This window comes from Nocardia sp. NPDC051570 (assembly GCF_044454005.1).
Lineage (GTDB): Bacteria > Actinomycetota > Actinomycetes > Mycobacteriales > Mycobacteriaceae > Nocardia.
Map to the genome: position 1 here is coordinate 126,141 of NZ_JBITDI010000004.1, position 19,624 is coordinate 145,764.

Consider the following 19,624-nt stretch of genomic DNA (forward strand, 5'->3'; position numbering starts at 1 on the left):
ACCCGGCCTAGGTGGACAGGTCGTCGAGCATCCTGCGGGCCTGCTCCAACTCCGACTGCAGCTGTTCCACCTTGGCGCGCTGGGTCGTTCGCACCGACTCCAGGACCGAGTCGACCACCTCGGCGACCTCCGGATGCAGCAGCTTGGCCGCCTGGGCGACGGCCGATCCGGAGACCGCGAGGCCGCGTACGGTGCGCTTCTTGCCGTTGACCACGTCGACGGTCCATTCGCCGTCGGCGGTGCCGGACAGCGTGACGGTGACCTCGGGCGCCTTGACCTTGCGCGCGGCGGGGGTGGTCTTCTCCTTGGCGGGACGCGGGGCGCTCGGCTTCGCGGCGGGGGTCGCGGACTTGTCCGCGGCCGACGCGGGACCCGAGGCCGGTTTCGGCTCGGCGACATCGGGATTCGCCGGGGCGGGGCTCGGGGGCGTCGGCGACGGAGCGACGGACGTGGGCACGGTCGACGGCATGGTCACTGCGGTGTCCTTCCTAGTTGCCTTGGTCTGCTTCGCGGGCTGCCCGGGCGTGGTGCGGCGGGCCGGTTTGGTCAGCGTCACCTCGGTGGGCGAGAACGACAGCACATCCTTGGACCCGGTGGGCCGCACCTGAAGGAAGTCGCCCTCGGCGGGATCACCGAGCGCCACCACCTTCCCGGAGCGGCCCTCGGGCACGCCGACAGCCGCCGCGGTGAACCACACCATCGGGGGCCGACCACCGGCGATTTCCGCGGTGATCTGCCGAATCTCGGTGTCGGACAGCGGTTGTGGCTTGGTTCCACGGGGCGACATGGTGTACTCCGGACGGGATCGATAGACATCTGCGTGTCAAGAGCATGCCCCATGACACCGACAAGTCCACATCGTCCGCTTTCTCCGAGCTACGCCACCTGCCCCGGCAACCGTTGAGCTACAGCACTGTTCGAACCTGTACAGCCAGATGGATCGTAGGGGCTCGCCGCGTTGCGCGCTGCGGGTTGCCGCATTTACCCCTAGTCGGGGTCACCTGCGGGTTGATCGTCAGGCCGCGTGGCTCACATGCCGGACCGACGCACCGATGACGGCCTCCTGATCGCCGATCAGGGTGCGCAGAAACGCCTCCTGATCGCGGCGGCCGCGCGCGGCCGCCCGATCGGTCCCGCCGGGCAGCAACAATGCGGCACCACTTCGGGTGAGGTTGACCGGGATGCGCAGCAGCGGATACCAGGGCGGCATATGGGCGGGCAGGCCGAGATGACGCATCGCCTTCGGACCGAGGAAGGCGCTGGCGATGGACAGGTGCTGGGCGCGGGCGATCCGGCCGCGCAGCGCCGGGAAGTTCCGATAGTGCCAGCCCAGCGGGTCGTCGCCCATGGGCATCGCGAGCTGGGGCGTGGTCTCGTCGGGATTGGTGATCGCGCACATGCAGTGGTAGAGGATGCGCACGGAATCGCGGAAACCGTTCGGCAGCCACTCCTCTCGCACCCCGATCAGCCAGCCCACATAGCGGGTCAGATGCGCACCGGCGTCCAGATCGGCGCGGGTGGGCACGATGCCCATCGGCATGGCGCCGACGAACGGCGAGATCAGCGCGCCGACCAGGGTGGCGGCCATATCGGTCTGATTGATCGGCACACCCCACTCCGCATGGTCCCAATCCGGCTGCGCCGCCACATGTCTGCGCACGAAGGCGTGGATGAGCCGCACCCGGATGGTCGAGCGGTAACCGAGGCCGCCGGGCCGCATACCGTCGTCGGAGGTGACATCCAGGGCCCACTGCAGGGTTTCGGCGAAGCGCTTGGCCGGACCCTTCTCCAGCGCGCCGGTGCGGACGAGGGTCTTGTTGAATCCGGAGGCCAGATAGCCGCCCAGCAGCGATACGTCGCGGGCGATGTAGAGACCGTCGGTGCCGCCGATGCGGAACACCCGCTCGGCGCGGCGGATCTTGTCCCAGTCCACCCAATCCGGCGGGGTCTCGTAGCGAACGAAGAACTCGCGCAACGGTTCCGGCGCGTCCGGCACGGCCGCGATGCCCTCGGCGAGCGCCCGCTCGAACAGCGGCCGCGTCCGGTCCATGCCGTCGGCGTACATCCACTCGACCAGGCGGTCCATCGGCTCGTCGCCGACGAGCAGCGCCTCCCCCAAGGCATCCCACTGTCGGGCGGATGGTGCGCCGATGCCCATCAACAGGGCGAACGGGCGCAGGCCCGGAACCTTTCGGGGCGATGCCGGATGCCGACCGGGGATGGTGGGTTTCATCGCTGCTCTCCTTTGAGCCGACCCGCACAGCAGTGTGCGGCGTGTCACATGAAACAATGTAGACATGACTCTCTCATCGAGTCAAGACCTGGTCGCGGTCATCGGAACGACACATCGACCGGGTAGCCTCCGTCTCTCATGAGTTCCCCACACCTACTCGCGATGCGTGACGAACGCCGGGCCGTGCTCGAGTTCTGTCGCGACCTCGGCGCGCAGGAATGGGCGGCGCCCAGCGCCGCACCCGGCTGGTCGGTCGGCGATGTGCTGCTGCATATGACCATCACGGCCCGTGCCCTCGTCACTCCAGCCATGGCGGCGATGCTGACCACCCGCGATGTGGAGCGCCTCAACGATCGACTCGTGGACGATCGCCGATCGCACACCACGAAGTATCTGCTGAGTGACTTCTCCGCCTGGAGTGCGCGCGGCTGCCGGGCGCTGGCCGTGCTGACCGTGCCGGGGCCCAGCCTGATTCGTCTGCCGCTCGGTGAGTTGGGCTGGCATCCATTGGAAATCCTGCCCGCGATGTTCGTCTTCGATTGGCATACCCATCTGCGGCACGACATCGCCCCCGCCCTGGACCGTCCGCCGCCCGCCACCGATCCGCGGCGGATGACGGCGGTCATGGCCTGGCTGACCGCGCTGCTGGCCCGCTCGCATCGGGAGGCGCTGAGCTGGCTCGACGCTCCGGTCGCGCTGACACTCACCGGGCCCGGCGGCGGCACCTGGCGCATCGAACACCGCGCGGGCCGGCTGCGCGTGCGGCCCGGGCAGGCCGCGGGGGCCGCGGCCCATATCGCCGGGCTGACACTGGAATTCCCGCAGTGGAGCACCCGGCGGATGCCGTGGCGGGCGTGTGCGGTGGCGGTGACCGGCGATGCGGAACTCGGTGCGCGCGTGCTGGATTCGATCAAGCTGGTCTAAGCCTGAGAGGGCATCCGAGAATTCGAGTGTGTGGTGGAGTTGTTGGATAGCGTCGGGCCCGCGAGCACATGCGGCGGCGGATCGGCCCGCATGTGCAGGGCCCGCCACAGCGCCGTTCGCACGGCCGTATGGTCCGGTACGGTGTTCTGCTCGATGTCCTCGGCGCCCACGCTCCGAGACTAGCAACGCAGCCCTCGGGGGTCCGGGAGGAAGATCGGGATCGATCCCTCGGCGCGCGGCGGGCGGGACTACGATGCGCAATACACCTGTGCGGGTGAACAGGGGAACCCATCCGCAGGGTCGGGGTCGCCGGGCTGTGGCGACTCGATCGGCAAGCGTGAGAAGGGTTCAACTGGTGGACAGGCCGGCATGGGCGCCCGAGGGCGTGGACATGACACGGGTGAGCCCGGCACGAATGTACGACGCTCTGCTGGGCGGTTCGCACAACTTCGAGGTCGATCGCAGTGCCGCCGAGGCGGCCAAGAGACTGGTTCCGGATCTGCCGCGGTTGGCGCTGAGCAATCGGGCCTTCCTGCGCCGGGCGGTGCGATACCTGGCCGCCGCCGGAATCCACCAGTTCCTCGACGTCGGTTCGGGCGTCCCGACCGCGGGTAACGTGCACGAGGTGGCGCAGTCGCTGGATCCGCGGATCCGGGTCCTCTACGTCGATATCGACCCGGTCGCGGTGACGCATTCGCGAACGCTGCTGCGCGACAACGACCAAGCCGATGCGATCCAGGCGGATCTGCGCGATCCCGAGGAGCTGCTCGCCCGGGCCGGCGAGACCGGGCTGATCGACCCCGCCCAGCCTGTGGGCCTGCTGCTGGTCGCGGTCCTGCACCTGCTGCAGGACGAGGAGCGGCCGGCGGAGATGGTGTCGGCACTGCACGAGGCGGTGGCCGTCGGCAGTCATGTGGCGATCTCGCATCTGACCTCCGCACAGCGGCCCGAGGACGCGGCCAAGCTGGGCCGCAACTCGGCCACCGTGAGCCGCACGGGCATTCGGTTCCGCGACCGCGACGCCATCACCGCGATGTTCACCGGCTGGGAGCTCGTGGAACCCGGTGTGGTCGAACTACCGTTGTGGCATCCCGAATCCGAACGCGACCTCCACGAGGCACCGGGCCGCTCACTCGGTTTGGCGGGCGTCGGACGCAAAGTCTGAGCGGGGTAACGGGTTAGCAGAGGGGCCATGGTGGGTTCGTACGAGCTGGCGGTGCGCTGGGCCGGCGTCCTCGACGGCGTCGTGGCCCCCACGCTCACGCGAACCCAGATCGAGGCCCTGCTCGCCGGGCTCGGCGAGGAACTGCTCGCGGCCCTGCGCGGGACCGCTGGCATCGATGCGGCCCGGTTGGCCGCCTCGACCCTGGTCGCGGTCAACTATCGCGACGAGGCGGCGGTGAGCCGATCGGTCGCGTTCATCTGCCGCGATATGGTCGCGATGCTGTGCCCCACCGGAACCGAACCCGATCTCGACCGCATCCGCGACCGCGCGATCACCCTCGCGGCCGAATTCGCCGCCGGATTCACCGCCGCGCTGCGGACCGCGGCACTGACCGAACAGGAAGTGACGCTGGCCGCGGCGCTCGCGGCCGCGCAGGAGGCGCAGGCGCAGCGGCAGTTGTCGGAGGCCCGGTTCGCGGCGATCTTCGCCGGTGCGTCGGTGGGCATCGGGACCATCGATGTGACGAACGGGACCGTACTCGATGTGAACACGGCGCTGGCCGAGATGCTCGGCGTCCCCGTGGCACAGATTCCGGGGCGATCGGTCGCCGATGTGCTCGGCGTGGCCAATATCGGCCACGCCTATGCGCAATTCGAGCAGCTGCTGGCGGGCCGCATCGACCGGTTCCGGCTGGAGACTCTGCACACCCGTCCCGACGGCGGCCTCACCGTCATCGACCTGTCCATGTCGGCGGTGCACGACGCCGAGGGGCGGGTGCGCTTCCTGGTCGGGGTCGCGGTCGACATCACCGAGCGCAAGGCGCTGTCGGATCGGCTGTGGCACGACGCGCATCACGACAGCCTCACCGGACTGGCCAATCGGGTGCTGTTCTTCGACAGGCTGTCCCGCGCGACGCCGCCGATCGGGCTGTGCTATCTCGATCTGGACGGATTCAAGGAGGTCAACGACCGGCACGGTCATACCGTCGGCGATCAGGTGCTGGCGGTGGTCGCGCGCCGGCTGCGGACGGCCGCGTCGCCGGAGGGGCTGGTGGCCCGCCTCGGCGGCGACGAATTCATCGTGCTGATCGAGAACTGCACGGTCGGGGAGGATCTGGTGGATCTGTCGGCTCGGTTGCTGGCCGGACTGACCGAGCCGATCATCGCTGCGGGGCAGTCGATCTCGGTGGGGGCCTCGATCGGCACCGCACTCATCGATCGGAGCCCCGACGCGGTCGACGATCTCATGCAGACCCTGGATACGGCCATGTACCGCAACAAGTCCGCCCGGCATCGGCCGAGGCAGCATCTTTAGCGGCAGTGCCTTGGAGGCCACCGGAGAGGTGGCGAAATAGGCTGTCAGCGCCCAGGTTCGGTGAACAGCCGACGAATTCGATTGTGCTGCTCCAGCAGAAGATCTACGACGTCGGCAGTGCTCTCGACCCGTTGTGTTGGCATTGTGGATACCTCCCGGTCGACAGGGATGGCCGACCGATGCCATCCATCGGCGCCGCATCCGGCCGATCGGCGCGCAAACGGCTGCGCGGCAAGGCGGGTGGCCGAATAGGACGGTCGACCCGTTCACCATGCATTTGCCGACCCGTCGGTAGGGGACCCACACACGTGCGCCCGGAGCCGTTGTCGGAGATCGGAAATCGTGCGACAGTGCCCGCACCTAGTGCGCCCGTACGAGAGTTGGCGGTTGGCAATGTCGCGGATCTTCCAGACCCGATCCGAACTCGCGATCGCGGCGACACCGGACGCGATCTTCGATACCGTCACCGATCCCGATCGCTGGCCGCGGGCGCATCCGGCCTGTCTGGCCGTCGAGCGCACCGCCGCCGGGCCGGCTCCGGCCAAGACCCTGTTCACCGAGGTGGTCGGGTTCGACGCGGACACCCTCGCCGTGCGCTGGCGGGTCGACAACTGCCGCCGACCGTGCCGCTGGGTGATCAGCTCGCGCACCACCGTCGCCCCGCGGCTGGGCGATTTCACCGCCACCATGACGGTCGTCTACTCGGTGACCGACACCGGCTCCGGCCACCAGCTGCTGCGCCGATCCATGGTCACCGCCGTCGACACCGATGCCGGGATCGCGCGGCCGCTGCTGGACCTGTTCGGCGGAAATGCTTGGCACGACGCCCATTTGGCGGCGGTGAAGCGCACGGTCGAGACGCGGTGAGCTGTTACTTCGCGGGCGCGGCGGCCGCGTTGGCGGTGGTGATGTAGTCGATCACCTGATGCAGATCCGGGTAGACGCGGTGGGCCATTCGGCGCGTCTCGGTGGTCGGCGCCACCAGATCGGGGATCAGCATGCAGCGCAGGCCCGCCGCGTGCGCGGCCCGCAGGCCGTTGGGGGAATCCTCCACGGCGATGGTGTGTTCCGGGTCGGCGCCCAGCGCGGCGACCGCGGTGAGGTAGGGCTCGGGATGCGGCTTGCCGCGAGTCACGTCCGAGCGGGTCACCACCGCGTCGAAGCGATCGGCGATACCCGCCACCTCCAGATGGTGGTCCGTGCGCTCGCGGCCGGAGGAGGTGGCGATGGCACGCGGGATCCCCTGGCGGTCGAGCTCGTCGAGTAGCTCGAACACACCGGTCTTGGTCTCCAGTCGGCCCGCGTCGACCAGGCCGGCCAGCGCGATATCGTGCCGGGCGAAGTAGTCGTCGAGCGGGAAGTCCGCGCCGAACGCCTCGACCGCCAGTTCGCGGCAGCGGTCGGCGGGCATGCCGATCAGGCTGCGGCAGAACTCGAGCGGCATATCGTAGCCGAGTTCGGCGCCGGCCAGGGCCAGCGATTCGATGGCCAGCCGCTCGGAATCGAGCAGCAGTCCGTCCATATCGAAGACCACGGCCTGCACGGGTTTGTCCGCACACATAGTCGTCACTCCTTGTCGAATTCGGGCAGCAGGCGGCGGCGCACGGCGCCGGTGACATCCCCACGGGTCAGCTCCGCCAGCGCGTCGCCGACCTCGCGCTCCACGCGCTGGGGTTCGGGCAACGTGCCGAAGATGTCGGTGCGCCGCAGGAATTCACTCGCCCGCCGGTGCGGATCCGCGGTGCGAGCCAGCTCGGTCAGCGAGTCGGCACGATCGTCGATCAGCTCCATGACGGCATCGTCGGCGCCGCAGGCGTCGAACCAGCGTATCCAGCCCGCGATCAACAGTGCGGCGGCCGGGGTCGGACGGCCCGCGGCGATGTTCTCCGACATGGCGTCGATCACGCGCGGAATCATCTTGTCCGAACCGTTGCGGCCCACGCGCGTCATATCGTGGCGGATGGCCGGATTGCGGAATCGGCGCATCAAATCGTCGACGGTGCGGCGCAATTCGGGTTCGGCCAGCGAGACGGTCGGACCCTGCTCGGCGAGCATGAACTGCCGCGCCAGTGCGCCCAGCGCCGGATCGGTGCTGGCCTCGGCGATGGTGCCGTGCCCGGCGAGTCCGCCGAGGTAGGCCAGCAGCATGTGAGTTCCGTTGAGCAGCCGCAACTTCGCCAGTTCGTAGTCGGTGACATCGCTGACGAACTGTGCGCCGCCCAGCTCCCAGGCCGGTCGCTCGCCCTCGAAATCCTCGATCGTCCAGGTGAGGAACGGCTCGGCCGAGACCGGGGCGCGATCCTCGATGCCGCCCAGCCAGTTTCGCGTCACGGCGGCGTCGGTCGAGGTGGCGGGCTGCACGATGCGGTCGACCACACTGCAGGGGAACTGCACGTTGCGTTCGATCCAGTCCGCCAGCCGACCGTCGCGCAGAGCGGCGAAATCGATGACGGCCCTGCGCAATTGGCGTCCGTTGGCGGTCATGTTGTCACAGCTGATCACGGTCGGCGGGGTGCCGCCGCCGCGGCGCACCGCGGCCAGGCCCTCGACCAGCATGCCGATCGAGGTGTGCGGATCGCTGCGGCACTCGAGGTCGTGGCGCACCGAATCACAGCCCGCGTCCAATCGGCCGGTGGCCGGGGAGAGGCAGTAACCGCTGGCGGTCACGGTCAGGGTGACGATCTTGACGCGCGGATCCGCGATGCGGCGCGCGACGCCGATGTGATCCGAGGGCGCGTGAACGGCCTCGCGGATCGTGCCGACCACCTCGGCGCGCACATCGCTGCCGTCGTGCAGCAGCGTGGTGTACAGGTTGTCCTGCGCACGCAGCGCGTTGACGATGTCGGGACGAGACATGGCGACCGCCGCGATGCCCCAGCGCCGGTCACCGGTCCTCTCGATGGCGTGCTGAGTCACCAGCGCCTGGTGCGCGCGGTGGAAGGCACCGCAGCCCAGGTGCACGATGCCGGTGGTCAGGCTGCGCGGCGCGAAGTGCGGCCGGGTCACGGCCGGGGGTAGGGCGGCCAGTCTGCCCGCCGACAGGCGGGGAACCACATGAGGATCAGAATTGTCGGTCAACGCCGGTTCGGCGAGAACGGTATTCCGTGCCAGAAGCATGCACGAGCCTCCGTCTGGGTTTCGTAGCTGCTTTCAAAGCTGCGGTCAGCACTGACTCAGCAACATTTCAAACGGTAGACCGGACCGCCGGAGATTTCGAGCGACGAGGGCCTTCGGAGGCCCGCCTTAACGTTTTCGTAGCATTTCAGGGTGGGGCGCAAGCAAGGCGTAAAAGCCCATTTCAGGGGGCGGGAATCGGGGGTGTGCGGAACCGGTTCGAGGGGTGGCGATGCGGGATGGGTGACCTTGCTCACCAGAGTCCGATTCTGGTGGTTTTACTGGACTTGCGGTTTGGTATCGCTGCCAATTGCAGGTCAAGCAACCGTCTCTGACGCACTCGGAGGCGCTGCAAGTTGGCCTACCGGCCAGTACACACCCAGCGAGGAGGCCTTGGATGCCATCGCACGATGGCATCCGGTCCCGTAGATGCGACCGTCGCCAGCTAATCGGATCGATGGCAGCATGCGTACGGACATATGCGACATCGGGCCCGCGAACGCGGTTAATCCGTCAAATCTTCAGCATATGAACGGCAAATGCTTTGTCGAATTGTCGGACAATGGGATTCCTTATATGAATCCGCATCCGCGGGACGGATATTCGTATCGATATCGCGTGCGCTCAGCCGACGGTATCGACCGGTTCTGGTTCGGCGACCGCGCGCGGGCGCGACCGGGCCGTGCCGAGGACCGAGCCGAGGATGACCAGCGGGAAGCCGATCGCCATACCGGCGGTCAGCGGCTCGTCCAGCAGGCTCACGCCGATCGCCAGCGCCACGGCGGGGTTGATATAGGTGATGACCGTCGCGCGCGCGGGCCCGACCTCGCCGATCAGCGCGAAGAACACGAGAAATGCCGTGGCCGTGCAGATCACGGCCAGGCCCAGCACCGACCAGCCCGCGGGGGCGGTGATCCGCGCGGGCCAGCGCCAGGCCACGAACGGCGCGTAGAGCAGCGCGGCCAGGGCCAGCGAGGCGGTGACCACGCCCATCGGCGGCAGGTCGGCCAGTTTGCGATTGATGATGATCGGGCCCAGCGCGTATCCGACCGCGGAGACCGCGACCGCGATCAGCGCGCCGAGATCGGACAGGTCGATATCGAGGCCCACCAGGGCCAGTACGCCGGCCAGGCCGACCAGCAGGCCGATCACCCGGCGGCTGTCGAACGCCTCGTGCCCCAGCACGGTCACCACGACCACCGCCACCAACGGCACCGCCGCGACGAGCAGGCCGACCGTCGAGGAGTTCAACTTCGTCTCGGCATGCCCCAGCAGCAACCACGGGCCGGTGATCTCGACCAGCGTGTAGGCCACCAGCCACGGCCAGCGCCGCAGTACCGGGCCGAGCGACTTGCCGTACAACGCGATCGGCAACAGCAGCAGCGCGCCGATCGCCGTGCGGCCACCGGCGACGACCACCGGATCGAAGTCACGGACCGCGATGCGGATCATCGCGTACGGCACACCCCAGATCACCCCGAGGGCCAGAAACAGCACCCATCCTCGCCTCGTCACCGCCGCTCCCCCTGCCCCATCCCGCTCACGCCCGCCCACACTACGAATTGATACACGCCGATCACCATGACAGACGAGTACGGCAACCGAGCGCCCACGAAAACAGGGGCGGCGGCGGGCGGCAATTCCATCTGGAATAAATACCTGCCCGAGAAAACGTTTTCTCGGGACAGCAACAGCCGAGCAAGCCTCCTCGGATTCCCGCCCATCGGGCCATCCAGGACGAATCGGACGTGAGATGGGCCACTGTTCGCCGGTCCCGCAACGACCGAGAAAGTTAGCGCTGGTATCGACTACTACTCTGGGAGCATGGGCACGAGCGCGGAGACGATCGAGACCAGCAAGCGGACCGTGGGATTGATCTGGGCGCAGACCCGCGACCGGGTGATCGGCGCCGACGGCCGGATCCCGTGGAATCTGCCGGAGTATCGGAAGCATCTGCTCGAGACCATCTGCGACTACACCCTCGTCGTGGGTCGCAAGACCTGGGAGGCGCTACCGGAGCTGTTCGGGCCGCTACCGAACAACCGCAAGATCGTGATCACCCACCAGCCCGATTGGTTCGCCGAGGGCGCCGAGCGTGCCGCCTCGGTCGCCGAGGCGCTCGCGCTGACCGATCCCCAGGAGGTCTGGGTCCTCGGCGGCGGCGAAATCCTGGGCGAGGCCATGGAATTCGCGACCGTCATCGCGGTCACCGAGCTGAACACCCCGTATCAGGGCGATGTCCGCGCTCCCGCGGTCCCGGCCGCGGACTTCATGATGACCTACACCATCGGCGCCCGCCGCTCCGCCAACGGCCGCGACGACTTCGTCCTGCGCAGCTACGCCCGCAAATGAGGGCCGGATAGCCCAGCGGCCCGGGGGAATTCGAACCGCAGCACCGCTCCCCCGTCCGGATCCGTCGCGGCGCTGACGCGGGCCCCGTGCTGGGCCGCCACCTGGGCGACGATGGCCAGGCCCAAGCCGTGGCCGGGTTTGCCACGGGCCGCGCGGGAGCGATAGAACCGGTCGAAGATATACGGCAGATCCTCGGCGGCGATGCCGGGACCATGGTCGCGCACGGTCAGGGCGCCCGCGCGCAGTTCGACGTGGACGATCCGATCGGGCGGGCTGAACTTGGCGGCGTTGTCGAGCAGGTTGGTGACCGCGCGGGCCAGGCGCGTGGGGCTGCCGGATATCGTCGCGGGCTCCAGGTCGGTCTCGAAAACGACTGCGGGCCAATGTGTCCGGGCCACCTCGACGCGCTGGGCCACCAGGGTGTCCCAGCGCAGATCCTCGAACGGCTCGGCCGGCGCCCGCGGGTCGTCGGCGCGGGCGAGGTCGATGAGGTCGGCGACGAGCCCGGACAGTTCGGTCGCGGGGCCGTGCAGCGCGGCGGCGGTGGCGGCCAGCTGGTCGGGAGTGAGGCGGTCGGCGCGGCGCAGGAGATCGATGTTGGTACGCAGGGCGGTCAGCGGCGTGCGCAGCTCGTGCGAGGCGTCGGCGATCAGGCGCTGCTGGGCCGCGCGGGATTCGCGTTCGGCGGTCAGAGCCTGGTCGAGTGCGTCCAGCATGGTATTGAAACTTGTTGCCAGCGTGGCCAATTCGTCGGATCCGGTGATCGGGATGGGGTTGCCGGGGTCGCGGGTGGCGGCGACCCGCTCGGCGGCCCGGGTGAGGGTGCGGATCGGGGCGAGGGCGCGGCGGGCGGCGATTCGGCCGACGGCGATCGCCAGCAGGGTCCCCACCGCGGCCGCGGCCGTCAAGGCCAGGGCGACCCGGCGCATACCGGTGTCGATCTGATCGGAGCGCTGGGCCACCTGTACCGCCGTGCCGGGGCGCAGCGGGGCGGTGTACATCCGCATCCGCTGGCCGTCGAAGACGATATCGTCGAACCGAGCTGGTGCGGAACCCGTTGCCACAGAACGTGTTTCGGCGTCGACTGGGAGGGCCAAGCCCGGCTCGTGCTCGGATTCGACGCGGCCGTCGGCGGCCACCACCTGAACACAGCTGGGTGCGGCCAGATATCGGCACGGGCCGGACATCGTCGCGATATCGGGGTCGGCGGCGAACTGCCGGGTGAGGCGGGTGGCCTCGCGGCGCAGGCCGATGTCCACCGCCCTGCCGAGTTCGTGGCCGACCACGACGTAGGCGGCCACACCCATACCGGCCAGCGCCAGCACCATCGCGATCACGAAGTAGACCGCGATCCGGGTGCGCAACGAGCGGCCGCTCACGACAGTCCGAGCCGATAGCCGATGCCGCGCACGGTGTGGATGAGCGGGGGCACGGTGTCGATGTCGAGCTTGCGGCGCAGATAGCGGACGTAGACCTCGAGCGAATTCGAGGACGAGCCCAGCTCGCGGCCCCAGACGCGGTCGAGGAGCAGTTCGCGGGGCAGGGCCCGGTCATGATTGCGCAACAGCACCTCGAGCAGGGCGAATTCGGTTCGGGTGAGCTCGATTTCGCGCGCACCGCGCCATACCCGGTGGGCGCTGGTGTCCATGGTCAGATCCGCGCAGGACAGGACCGCGCCATCGGTGGGGTAGGTGCGACGCGCCAGCGCGCGCACCCGCGCGAGCAGTTCGTCGAGGTCGAACGGCTTCACCAGATAGTCGTCGGCGCCCGCGTCGAGGCCGTCGACCCGATCGGCCACGGCATCGCGGGCGGTCAGCATGAGGATCGGGGTGCGGTCACCGCGGGCGCGCAGTTGCCGGCAGGCGGTCAGGCCGTCCAGGAACGGCATCAGCACGTCCAGGATCACCACCTCCGGCTGCCAGCGTTGGATCTCGGCGAGTGCGGCCGCGCCGTCGGCGGCCGCGCGGGTCTGATAGCCCTCGCTGTCCATGGCCCGTATCACCGCATCGCGGACAGCTGCCTCGTCGTCGACCACCAAGACGCGCATGGTGGCCGATCATACGTTTTCATCGGATTCTCATCCGTGGGCGCGAACCTGGGGCTTATGAGTGGACGGCAGTGCGGGACGGTTTCAGGGGTGGGGGGTATCGCCGCTGGCTGTGGCGGTGGTGGCCGGTGTGACGGTTACGCGACTGGGTGCCGCGCGGCATGCGGTCGGGTCGCCTCGCGTCGAGGGCAATCGGGTAGTGATCGCGATCGGGGGCGGCACCGCGGTGTGAATGCCGCGACGCTGGCGGTCGGGATCGAGCTGTCCGGGAACAACACAGCGAGGCGGCTATGTCTCGGATGAGGGCGTGCCGGGTGAGGGCCGTGGATGTGGTGCTGCTCGGTGCGGCGGCGATGGTGGCCGTGCTTGTGGTCGGGCACGATTGGGTGCCGGATGTAGGTGGGCTGGGTGTGCTGTTGGACAGTGTGGCGCCCTGGTTGGGGGTTGGGGTGCCGGTATTGGTGCTCGTCGCGGTGGCCTGTCGTTCGCGGCTCGGCGTCGTGGCGGCGGTGGTGGTGCCGTTGCTGGCTTGGGGGTATGCGTTCGGAGGGTGGTGGGCCGGAACGGGTCCGCAGGCAGTGGGGGCGGGGCGGCTGAACGTGGTGACGCAGAACTTGAGTGCCGCCAACGACGATCCCCGCGAGGCGGTGCGGGTGCTGCGGGCGACCGGTGCGGATCTGATTGCGCTCCAGGAGGTTTCGTGGCGAAATGCCGGTGCGGTCGAAGAGGGGTTGTCCGGGGTCTATCCGTATCACGCGCAGGAAGGGACGGTCGGCCTGTGGAGCCGCTATCCGATCTCGGGCACCGAACCGGTCGACGTGGGGGTCGGCTGGCGACGTGGGCTGCGCGCCCGAGTGGATGTCCCGGGCGGACCTCTGACCGTCCATGTGGTGCACCTGCCCTCGATTCGGTTGGGCGCCAGCGGTACTCGCGACCGCGGTCTGGCTACCCTGTCCGAGGAGCTGACCGCCGACAGTGACCGACGCGGCGTCGTGCTGGGCGACTTCAACACCACCGCCACCGACCGCCATTGGGAGGGCTTCGCGCCCGGCTATCACGACACCCGATCCGCCGGGCGGGGACCGCAATTCACGTGGCCGGCATGGTTTCCGATGCTCGGTCCGGATCATATCCTCGCTCGCGGCCTACGCCCGATCTCATCGGCCGCCCTTGCGGCGCCCGGCAGCGATCATCGCGGACTCGAGGCGACCCTCGCCCTCGAGCCGTGACTGTGATCCTGTCGGTCACCTCGATGGCGGGCGGGTGACGGATCAGGCCGCGTGGGTGGGGCGGAAAACCCTGCGCCCTGCGGATTTCGGCCGCGTCGGTGCGCACTTGAACGACGGTCACGATCGCTGCGCCACGTCGGACCACCAGCGCTGAGCCACCAGCGGATGTGAGCGCAGCCAGCCGCGCAGCGCGTTCTCACCGTACTGGGCGTGCAGCGGATTGTCGGCCTCCTGACTCACCCCGCGCGCCTGCGCGGCCAACTCCGGTGGCAGCACCAGCGGTCGCACCACCGCATCCAATCGCGGACCCAGGAAGAACGGCACCGAATACCGATCCACCCCGGCGGGCGGGCTCACCACCCGATGCCGGGTCGCGATCAGATAGCCCTGCGTGGCGATCTCGAGCATCTCGCCGATATTGAATACGAAGCTGCCCGGCACCGGGACCGCATCGATCCAGCCCTCGGCCCCCTGCACCTGCAGGCCGCCGACCTCGTCCTGTTGCAACAGCGCCAGATAGCCGTAGTCCTTATGCGCGCCCACGCCCTGATCGGCGGCGTCGGCATCGCGGCCCGGATAGTGGATGATCTTGATGTGGGCGGACGCCTCCTCGTCGAACCAGGTGTCGAAGTATCCCTCGTCCTGCCCGAGCGCCGCGGCCAAGGCGCGCAACACCTCTCGGCTCACCCGCAGCGCCTCCGCCTGCCAGGCCAGGGTCGCCGCGCGCAGTCCCGGCAGCGCCGCGGGCCACTGATTCGGCCCGATCAGGCGGCGCCAGGCCGGATCGCCCGGGGCGAGTTCGAGCGCCTCGCGTTCGGGACCGATATCGAGCTGTTCGCGGCGATCCGGCCGTGTACTCGTGCCCGGTGACGGTGTAGCCGCGGAACTGCGGCGAGTTGATGTTGTCGATCTCGAGCCGCCGCGTGAGCGGCAGGGCGAAGAACTGCCGGGCCACCTCGAACATGCCCGCGGTCAACGAGTCCGGGACGCCGTGGCCGACGACATAGAAGAAGCCGATCTCATGCGCGGCGTGGCGCAGATCGGCGAGGAATTCGGCCCGCTCGGGGCCGCGGAATCGGGAGATATCGATGAGCGGCAGCCGAGCGGTCATGGCCGGATGGTAGGCCGGGACGCGGTGGCGGGGACAGGCTTCGGATCAGGGTGATTGCGATCCGGGACCCGCCGCACGACATTGTGCGGCGGAACACCCTGCGGCCCAATCAGTTCGGCCGGGACACCCGGGGGAAGGTGAGCGCGACCAGGAAGGTCAGGATCGCGATGACCACGGCCGCCGCGAAGGCGGTGGTGATGCCGCTCACCAGCACCTGCGCCGCCGAACCCGAGGCATCGCGCGCAGCGGTCCCGAATACGGTCACCAGAATCGCCAGGCCCAGCGCGCCGCCGGTCTGCTGCAGGGTCTGCAGCGCACCGCCGGCCGCACCGGCCTCCTCCGAGGACACCGTCGACATGATGATCACGTTCAGCGGCGAGAAGGCCAGGCCCATACCGCAACCCATCAGCACCATCGCGGCCAGCAACAGCGGGAAGTAACCGCTGTCGGTCGTCAATCGGGTCAGCAGGAGCAGTCCGGCGAACATCGCGACCGTGCCGGTCATCGCGAGTGGTTTGGGCCCGAAGCGCGGTAGCAGTCGCGGGATCAGCCGGACCATGGCGAACATCAGCACCGCCGTCGGCAGGAAGGCGAAACCCGTTGCCAGGGCGCTCATTCCGCGGATCTCCTGCAGATACAGTGCGAGGAAGTAGAACATCGACATACCGGCCATCGGACCGAAGAATATGTTGGTATAGGCCGCGGCGCGGGTGCGGTCGGTGAACAGGTGCAGCGGCAGAAGCGGTTGCGGCGCACGGCGTTCGACGATCAGGAAGATCACCAGCAGCACCACCCCGACCGTCAGCGAGGCCACGGTCGTGAGGGTGCCCCAGCCGCCCGATCCGGCGCTGATGAAGCCGTAGACCAGGGTGGCCACACTCCCGGTCGCGGTGACCGCACCGGGCAGATCGAGCCGCGCGGGCCGACGCGGCGCATCGGGCAGATAGCGCAGGGCCAGCACGGCGACGGCCAGGCCGAACGGGACGTTGATGAACAGCACCGATCGCCAGCCCAGCCATTCGGTGAGCACTCCGCCCAGCAGCAGGCCGACGGCGAATCCGGCGCTGGACATGCCCGAGAACAGGGCCAGCGCCCGAATTCTCGCCTTCGGCTCGGCGAAGGTCGTGGTCAGCAGGGCGAGGGTGTTGGGCGCGGCCATCGCGCCACCGATGCCCTGTACGACCCGGGCCACGAGCAGCCAACCGGCCGACGGGGCGAGGCCGCCCACCAGCGAGGCGACGGTGAACAGGATGACCCCGGCGATGAACAGCCGACGCCGCCCGAACAGGTCGCCCGCGCGACCGCCGAGTAGCAGTAATCCGCCGAAGACCAGGATGTAGGCGTCCATGACCCAGGACAGGCCGGTCGCGCTGAAATGCAGATCGGTCCGGATGCGCGGCAGCGCCACATTCATCACGGTGACATCGAGGACGATCATCAACTGGCAGGTCAGCAGCGTGACCAGCACGATCCCCGAACGAAGCCGGGGAGATTCGGTCTGTAGACGTGATCGAGCGGTAATCGTGGGAGTAGACAACGACACTCCATCGAGCGAGGGAACCAAACGGAGACACTCTCCGTTTCTGATGGGGATAGCATATGGAGACGATCTCCGTTTACGCAAGCCTAAAACGGAGAGGCCATCCGTTTCCAGTCGTTTTCCGTGGAGGAGCAGTGGACGCACCGTCGACGCAGCGGCCCATGCGCGCCGACGCGCGCCGCAACTACGAGCGGATCATCACGTACGCGCGAGAGGCCTTCGCCGAGCACGGGCCGCAGGCTCCACTGGACGACATCGCCCGGCGCGCGGGCGTCGGGGCCGGGACGCTGTATCGCCACTTCCCGCATCGGGAGGCGCTCATCGAGGCCGTCTACCGGTCGACCATCGAGGCGCTGTCGCGGCGTGCGTTCGATCTGATCGACACCGTGCCGCCCGGTGAATCCCTGCGGCTGTGGCTGCACGCGCAGGTGGATTACGTGATGAACGAGCGCAGCCTCGCGGTCACCCTCAAGGCCGCGATCGATCGCGACTCCGAAACCTTCACCCTCTGTTCGACCCTGGTCGCCGACGCCGCCGGGGCGGTGCTGCGATCGGCCCAGGACGCGGGCCTGGTCCGCGACGATATCGAGCCGCGCGATGTCCTGCGCCTGGCCCACGGAATCGGCGCGGCCTGCGAACACGCGGGACGAGAGGCCGCCGATCGGCTGCTGGCCGTCGCGTGGGACGGGTTACGCACCACCACCTCTCGGGATCTCCCGGTATCCGACCGGGCGTGACCACCAGCCCGCCTCGCCGCGGGTGAGGCCGGGCAGCCGGCGTCGGGCGGCGTCGAGTGTGCGGGCGGGGATCGTCCCGGTCAGCTGCCAGGTGGTCGTGGTCGCGTCGGTATGGTCGATGGTCGCGCCGAATGCGGTGAGGGCGGCCAGCACCGGGGCCAGGGTGTCGGCGGGGAGGTCGAGCTCGAAGGCGTGGATCGGTTCGAGCACAGCGGTTCCCGCGCGGCGTAGCGCGCGTTCGAGTACCAGTGGTGTCAGGGCGCGGAAATCCGCCGCGGTCGAGATCGGGCCCGCGAAGCCGGAGCGAATGAGGGTGACGACGCAGTCGGTGACCGGGCGGCCGCCGGGGCCGCGCCGCAGGGTGGCGTGCACGGATTCCGCTATGGCGCAATGGAATGCGCGCGGGAGGGCGCCCAGTTCAGTCTCGTAGTGGAAGGCGATTCCCGGGGGACCGGGTTCGATGCGCAGGCCGATCGTCGCCCAGAATCCGCTGGAACTCGCTGCGCGATAACCCATTTCCTCGATGGCCTCGCCGGTGCCGGTCACGCGTTCTATGCGCAGTGGTTCGGTCGCGAGGAATTCGGGGTCGATGCCGTATCGGTCGGACAGGGTCGTCGCGATGATCTGTTGCTGGATCTCGCCGTAGAGCAGGATCGAGGTGGTGCCGTCGGGTTCGACGCGGGTGTGCAGCAAGGGGTCCTGTTCAGCCAGTTGGCAGAGCGCGGTGTGCAGGGCGGCCGGGGAGCCGCCGCGGGCGCGGACTCTCGTGCGCAGTGTCGGCATCGGGAAGTGTGGTCGGTCGGAATCGGTTGGGGGGCCTAGATAGTCGCCTACTCGGGCCTCGTTCAGGCCGGTGATTCTGGCGATGTTTCCGGCGGTCAGGCGGGAGGACGGGCGGCCCACGACGTCCAGGGTGCTGATGCGGGCGGTGTGGTGGTGCGTTGTTCCGTCGTAGTCGTCGCGGTGCAGCTCGAGGCGGTCGCGGGCGGCGACGGTGCCCGAGAACAGCCGTAGGTACGCGGTTTTGGCGCCCGACGGTGAGCGGTCGATGGCGAAGATGGTGCCTCGCGGGGTGGTGTCGTCGGCGGCCGGTTCGGGGATGGGCAGGAGGTCGGTGAGTGCCCGGATCAGGGCGTCGATGCCTTCGCCGGTGAGTGCCGAACCGAAGTAGACCGGGTGGACGAGGCCGCGGGCGAGCTGATCGCGCAGTGCCGCATGTAGTTCGGGCGGCGTGGGCGCCGGGCCGTCCACGATTCGGGCGAGCAGCGAATCATCATGTTCGGCAAGGGTTTCCGCGCATTTGCCGAGGTCTGCGGGGAATACGCGAGCGGCACGGGATCCGGGATCACGCACGGCGTTCATGGCGATCGGATGCGGTGTCACCCGCCGCTCGATCTCGGTCAGCAGTTCGTCGGTCCGGGCGCCCGGTCGATCGATCTTGTTGATGAAAATCACTACGGGGAGCCGCATGTCGTGCAGGATGCGCATCAGCGCCCGGGTGTGCGCCTGCACGCCCTCGACCGCCGACACCACGAGCACGGCCGCGTCGAGCACCCGTAGCGCTCGATCGACCTCGGCGACGAAATCGGCATGTCCGGGGGTGTCGATCACATTGATCCGGGTCTGCCCGATGGTGAACGACACCACCGCCGAGCGCACGGTGATTCCGCGTCGTCGTTCGATATCGCCGGTGTCGGTCTGCGTGGTGCCCGCGTCGACGCTGCCCAGCGTGTCGATGGCTCCGCAGTCGAACAGCAGGCGTTCGGTCAGGCTGGTCTTACCCGCATCGACATGGGCGACAATCCCGATATTGAGTGTCCGGTGAAGTGGCATATGCGCCGAGGTCCTCGAAAGTCAC

17 protein-coding genes and 2 pseudogenes are annotated in these 19,624 nt (G+C 68.7%); 7 read left to right on the plus strand and 12 right to left on the minus strand.

Annotated features, from left to right (window positions below):
* Positions 1–7: 7 nt before the first annotated feature.
* Positions 8–787, minus strand: coding sequence for a DUF6319 family protein (locus ACIA76_RS10840; RefSeq protein WP_397150973.1), 780 nt, complete (start codon positions 785–787; stop codon positions 8–10).
* Between the two features lie 228 nt (positions 788–1,015).
* On the minus strand, positions 1,016–2,233 hold the full coding sequence (locus ACIA76_RS10845) for an oxygenase MpaB family protein (protein ID WP_397150975.1): 1,218 nt from the start codon (positions 2,231–2,233) through the stop codon (positions 1,016–1,018).
* 138 nt (positions 2,234–2,371) lie between these two features.
* Between ACIA76_RS10845 and ACIA76_RS10850 the strand changes: the two genes are divergently transcribed.
* Positions 2,372–3,157: a maleylpyruvate isomerase N-terminal domain-containing protein gene (locus ACIA76_RS10850; RefSeq protein ID WP_397150977.1), complete on the plus strand. Its 786-nt coding sequence runs from the start codon at positions 2,372–2,374 to the stop codon at positions 3,155–3,157.
* 62 nt (positions 3,158–3,219) lie between these two features.
* Here the strand turns inward: ACIA76_RS10850 and ACIA76_RS10855 are convergent.
* Positions 3,220–3,312, minus strand: a pseudogene (locus tag ACIA76_RS10855) (SAM-dependent methyltransferase); the annotation flags it as partial.
* A 200-nt stretch (positions 3,313–3,512) separates the two neighbouring features.
* Here ACIA76_RS10855 and ACIA76_RS10860 point away from each other — a divergent pair.
* The 3 genes from ACIA76_RS10860 (at position 3,513) to ACIA76_RS10870 (ending at position 6,503) form a co-directional block, all read left to right on the plus strand.
* Positions 3,513–4,322 (plus strand): SAM-dependent methyltransferase, encoded by an 810-nt coding sequence (locus tag ACIA76_RS10860; protein ID WP_397150979.1) that lies wholly within the window; start codon positions 3,513–3,515, stop codon positions 4,320–4,322.
* A 27-nt stretch (positions 4,323–4,349) separates the two neighbouring features.
* On the plus strand, positions 4,350–5,636 hold the full coding sequence (locus tag ACIA76_RS10865) for a diguanylate cyclase domain-containing protein (RefSeq protein ID WP_397150981.1): 1,287 nt from the start codon (positions 4,350–4,352) through the stop codon (positions 5,634–5,636).
* A gap of 393 nt (positions 5,637–6,029) precedes the next feature.
* Complete coding sequence (locus ACIA76_RS10870) at positions 6,030–6,503, plus strand: SRPBCC family protein (protein WP_397151914.1); 474 nt, start codon at positions 6,030–6,032, stop codon at positions 6,501–6,503.
* Between the two features lie 4 nt (positions 6,504–6,507).
* On the opposite strand, the gene ACIA76_RS10875 is transcribed toward ACIA76_RS10870, so the two are convergent.
* From ACIA76_RS10875 to ACIA76_RS10885, 3 genes are all read right to left on the minus strand, one after another.
* Positions 6,508–7,197, minus strand: coding sequence for an HAD family hydrolase (locus ACIA76_RS10875; RefSeq protein ID WP_397150983.1), 690 nt, complete (start codon positions 7,195–7,197; stop codon positions 6,508–6,510).
* A gap of 5 nt (positions 7,198–7,202) precedes the next feature.
* Positions 7,203–8,753 (minus strand): mannitol dehydrogenase family protein, encoded by a 1,551-nt coding sequence (locus tag ACIA76_RS10880; protein ID WP_397150985.1) that lies wholly within the window; start codon positions 8,751–8,753, stop codon positions 7,203–7,205.
* A gap of 621 nt (positions 8,754–9,374) precedes the next feature.
* Positions 9,375–10,265 carry a DMT family transporter gene (locus ACIA76_RS10885; protein ID WP_397150987.1) on the minus strand — a complete coding sequence of 297 codons (891 nt, stop codon included), beginning with the start codon at positions 10,263–10,265 and terminating at the stop codon, positions 9,375–9,377.
* 309 nt (positions 10,266–10,574) lie between these two features.
* On the opposite strand from ACIA76_RS10885, the gene ACIA76_RS10890 reads away from it, so the two are divergent.
* Positions 10,575–11,102: a dihydrofolate reductase gene (locus ACIA76_RS10890; protein WP_397150989.1), complete on the plus strand. Its 528-nt coding sequence runs from the start codon at positions 10,575–10,577 to the stop codon at positions 11,100–11,102.
* On the opposite strand, the gene ACIA76_RS10895 is transcribed toward ACIA76_RS10890, so the two are convergent.
* Together ACIA76_RS10895 and ACIA76_RS10900 are read right to left on the minus strand one after the other, a co-directional pair.
* Positions 11,087–12,481, minus strand: coding sequence for an ATP-binding protein (locus tag ACIA76_RS10895; protein WP_397150991.1), 1,395 nt, complete (start codon positions 12,479–12,481; stop codon positions 11,087–11,089). The genes ACIA76_RS10890 and ACIA76_RS10895 overlap by 16 nt on opposite strands.
* Positions 12,478–13,149: a response regulator transcription factor gene (locus tag ACIA76_RS10900; RefSeq protein ID WP_397150994.1), complete on the minus strand. Its 672-nt coding sequence runs from the start codon at positions 13,147–13,149 to the stop codon at positions 12,478–12,480. Before ACIA76_RS10900 ends, ACIA76_RS10895 begins: the two co-directional genes overlap by 4 nt.
* Before the next feature lie 314 nt (positions 13,150–13,463).
* Between ACIA76_RS10900 and ACIA76_RS10905 the strand changes: the two genes are divergently transcribed.
* Positions 13,464–14,378: an endonuclease/exonuclease/phosphatase family protein gene (locus ACIA76_RS10905; RefSeq protein WP_397150996.1), complete on the plus strand. Its 915-nt coding sequence runs from the start codon at positions 13,464–13,466 to the stop codon at positions 14,376–14,378.
* Between the two features lie 117 nt (positions 14,379–14,495).
* Here the strand turns inward: ACIA76_RS10905 and ACIA76_RS10910 are convergent, their stop codons facing one another.
* The 3 genes and pseudogenes from ACIA76_RS10910 to ACIA76_RS10920 all read right to left on the minus strand — a co-directional run bounded on the left by ACIA76_RS10910 (position 14,496) and on the right by ACIA76_RS10920 (position 17,026).
* Positions 14,496–15,065: a 2OG-Fe(II) oxygenase family protein gene (locus ACIA76_RS10910; protein WP_397150998.1), complete on the minus strand. Its 570-nt coding sequence runs from the start codon at positions 15,063–15,065 to the stop codon at positions 14,496–14,498.
* Positions 15,066–15,282: 217 nt separating this feature from the next.
* Positions 15,283–15,489: pseudogene (locus ACIA76_RS10915) on the minus strand (2-oxoglutarate and iron-dependent oxygenase domain-containing protein); the annotation flags it as partial.
* Between the two features lie 109 nt (positions 15,490–15,598).
* On the minus strand, positions 15,599–17,026 hold the full coding sequence (locus tag ACIA76_RS10920) for an MFS transporter (RefSeq protein WP_397151000.1): 1,428 nt from the start codon (positions 17,024–17,026) through the stop codon (positions 15,599–15,601).
* Between the two features lie 137 nt (positions 17,027–17,163).
* On the opposite strand from ACIA76_RS10920, the gene ACIA76_RS10925 reads away from it, so the two are divergent.
* Entirely contained in the window at positions 17,164–17,766 is a 603-nt protein-coding gene (locus ACIA76_RS10925; protein WP_397151002.1) for a TetR/AcrR family transcriptional regulator, read from the plus strand.
* Here the strand turns inward: ACIA76_RS10925 and ACIA76_RS10930 are convergent.
* Complete coding sequence (locus ACIA76_RS10930) at positions 17,719–19,599, minus strand: GTP-binding protein (RefSeq protein ID WP_397151005.1); 1,881 nt, start codon at positions 19,597–19,599, stop codon at positions 17,719–17,721. The genes ACIA76_RS10925 and ACIA76_RS10930 overlap by 48 nt on opposite strands.
* Positions 19,600–19,624: the final 25 nt, after the last annotated feature.

Bases quoted from the DNA above. Each gene is read 5' to 3' on its own strand.
- ACIA76_RS10840 (WP_397150973.1), bottom strand. From the start codon at position 787: ATGTCGCCCCGTGGAACCAAGCCACAACCGCTGTCCGACACCGAGATT.
- ACIA76_RS10845 (WP_397150975.1), bottom strand. From the start codon at position 2,233: ATGAAACCCACCATCCCCGGTCGGCATCCGGCATCGCCCCGAAAGGTT.
- ACIA76_RS10850 (WP_397150977.1), top strand. From the start codon at position 2,372: ATGAGTTCCCCACACCTACTCGCGATGCGTGACGAACGCCGGGCCGTG.
- ACIA76_RS10865 (WP_397150981.1), top strand. From the start codon at position 4,350: ATGGTGGGTTCGTACGAGCTGGCGGTGCGCTGGGCCGGCGTCCTCGAC.
- ACIA76_RS10870 (WP_397151914.1), top strand. From the start codon at position 6,030: ATGTCGCGGATCTTCCAGACCCGATCCGAACTCGCGATCGCGGCGACA.
- ACIA76_RS10875 (WP_397150983.1), bottom strand. From the start codon at position 7,197: ATGTGTGCGGACAAACCCGTGCAGGCCGTGGTCTTCGATATGGACGGA.
- ACIA76_RS10880 (WP_397150985.1), bottom strand. From the start codon at position 8,753: ATGCTTCTGGCACGGAATACCGTTCTCGCCGAACCGGCGTTGACCGAC.
- ACIA76_RS10890 (WP_397150989.1), top strand. From the start codon at position 10,575: ATGGGCACGAGCGCGGAGACGATCGAGACCAGCAAGCGGACCGTGGGA.
- ACIA76_RS10900 (WP_397150994.1), bottom strand. From the start codon at position 13,149: ATGCGCGTCTTGGTGGTCGACGACGAGGCAGCTGTCCGCGATGCGGTG.
- ACIA76_RS10930 (WP_397151005.1), bottom strand. From the start codon at position 19,599: ATGCCACTTCACCGGACACTCAATATCGGGATTGTCGCCCATGTCGAT.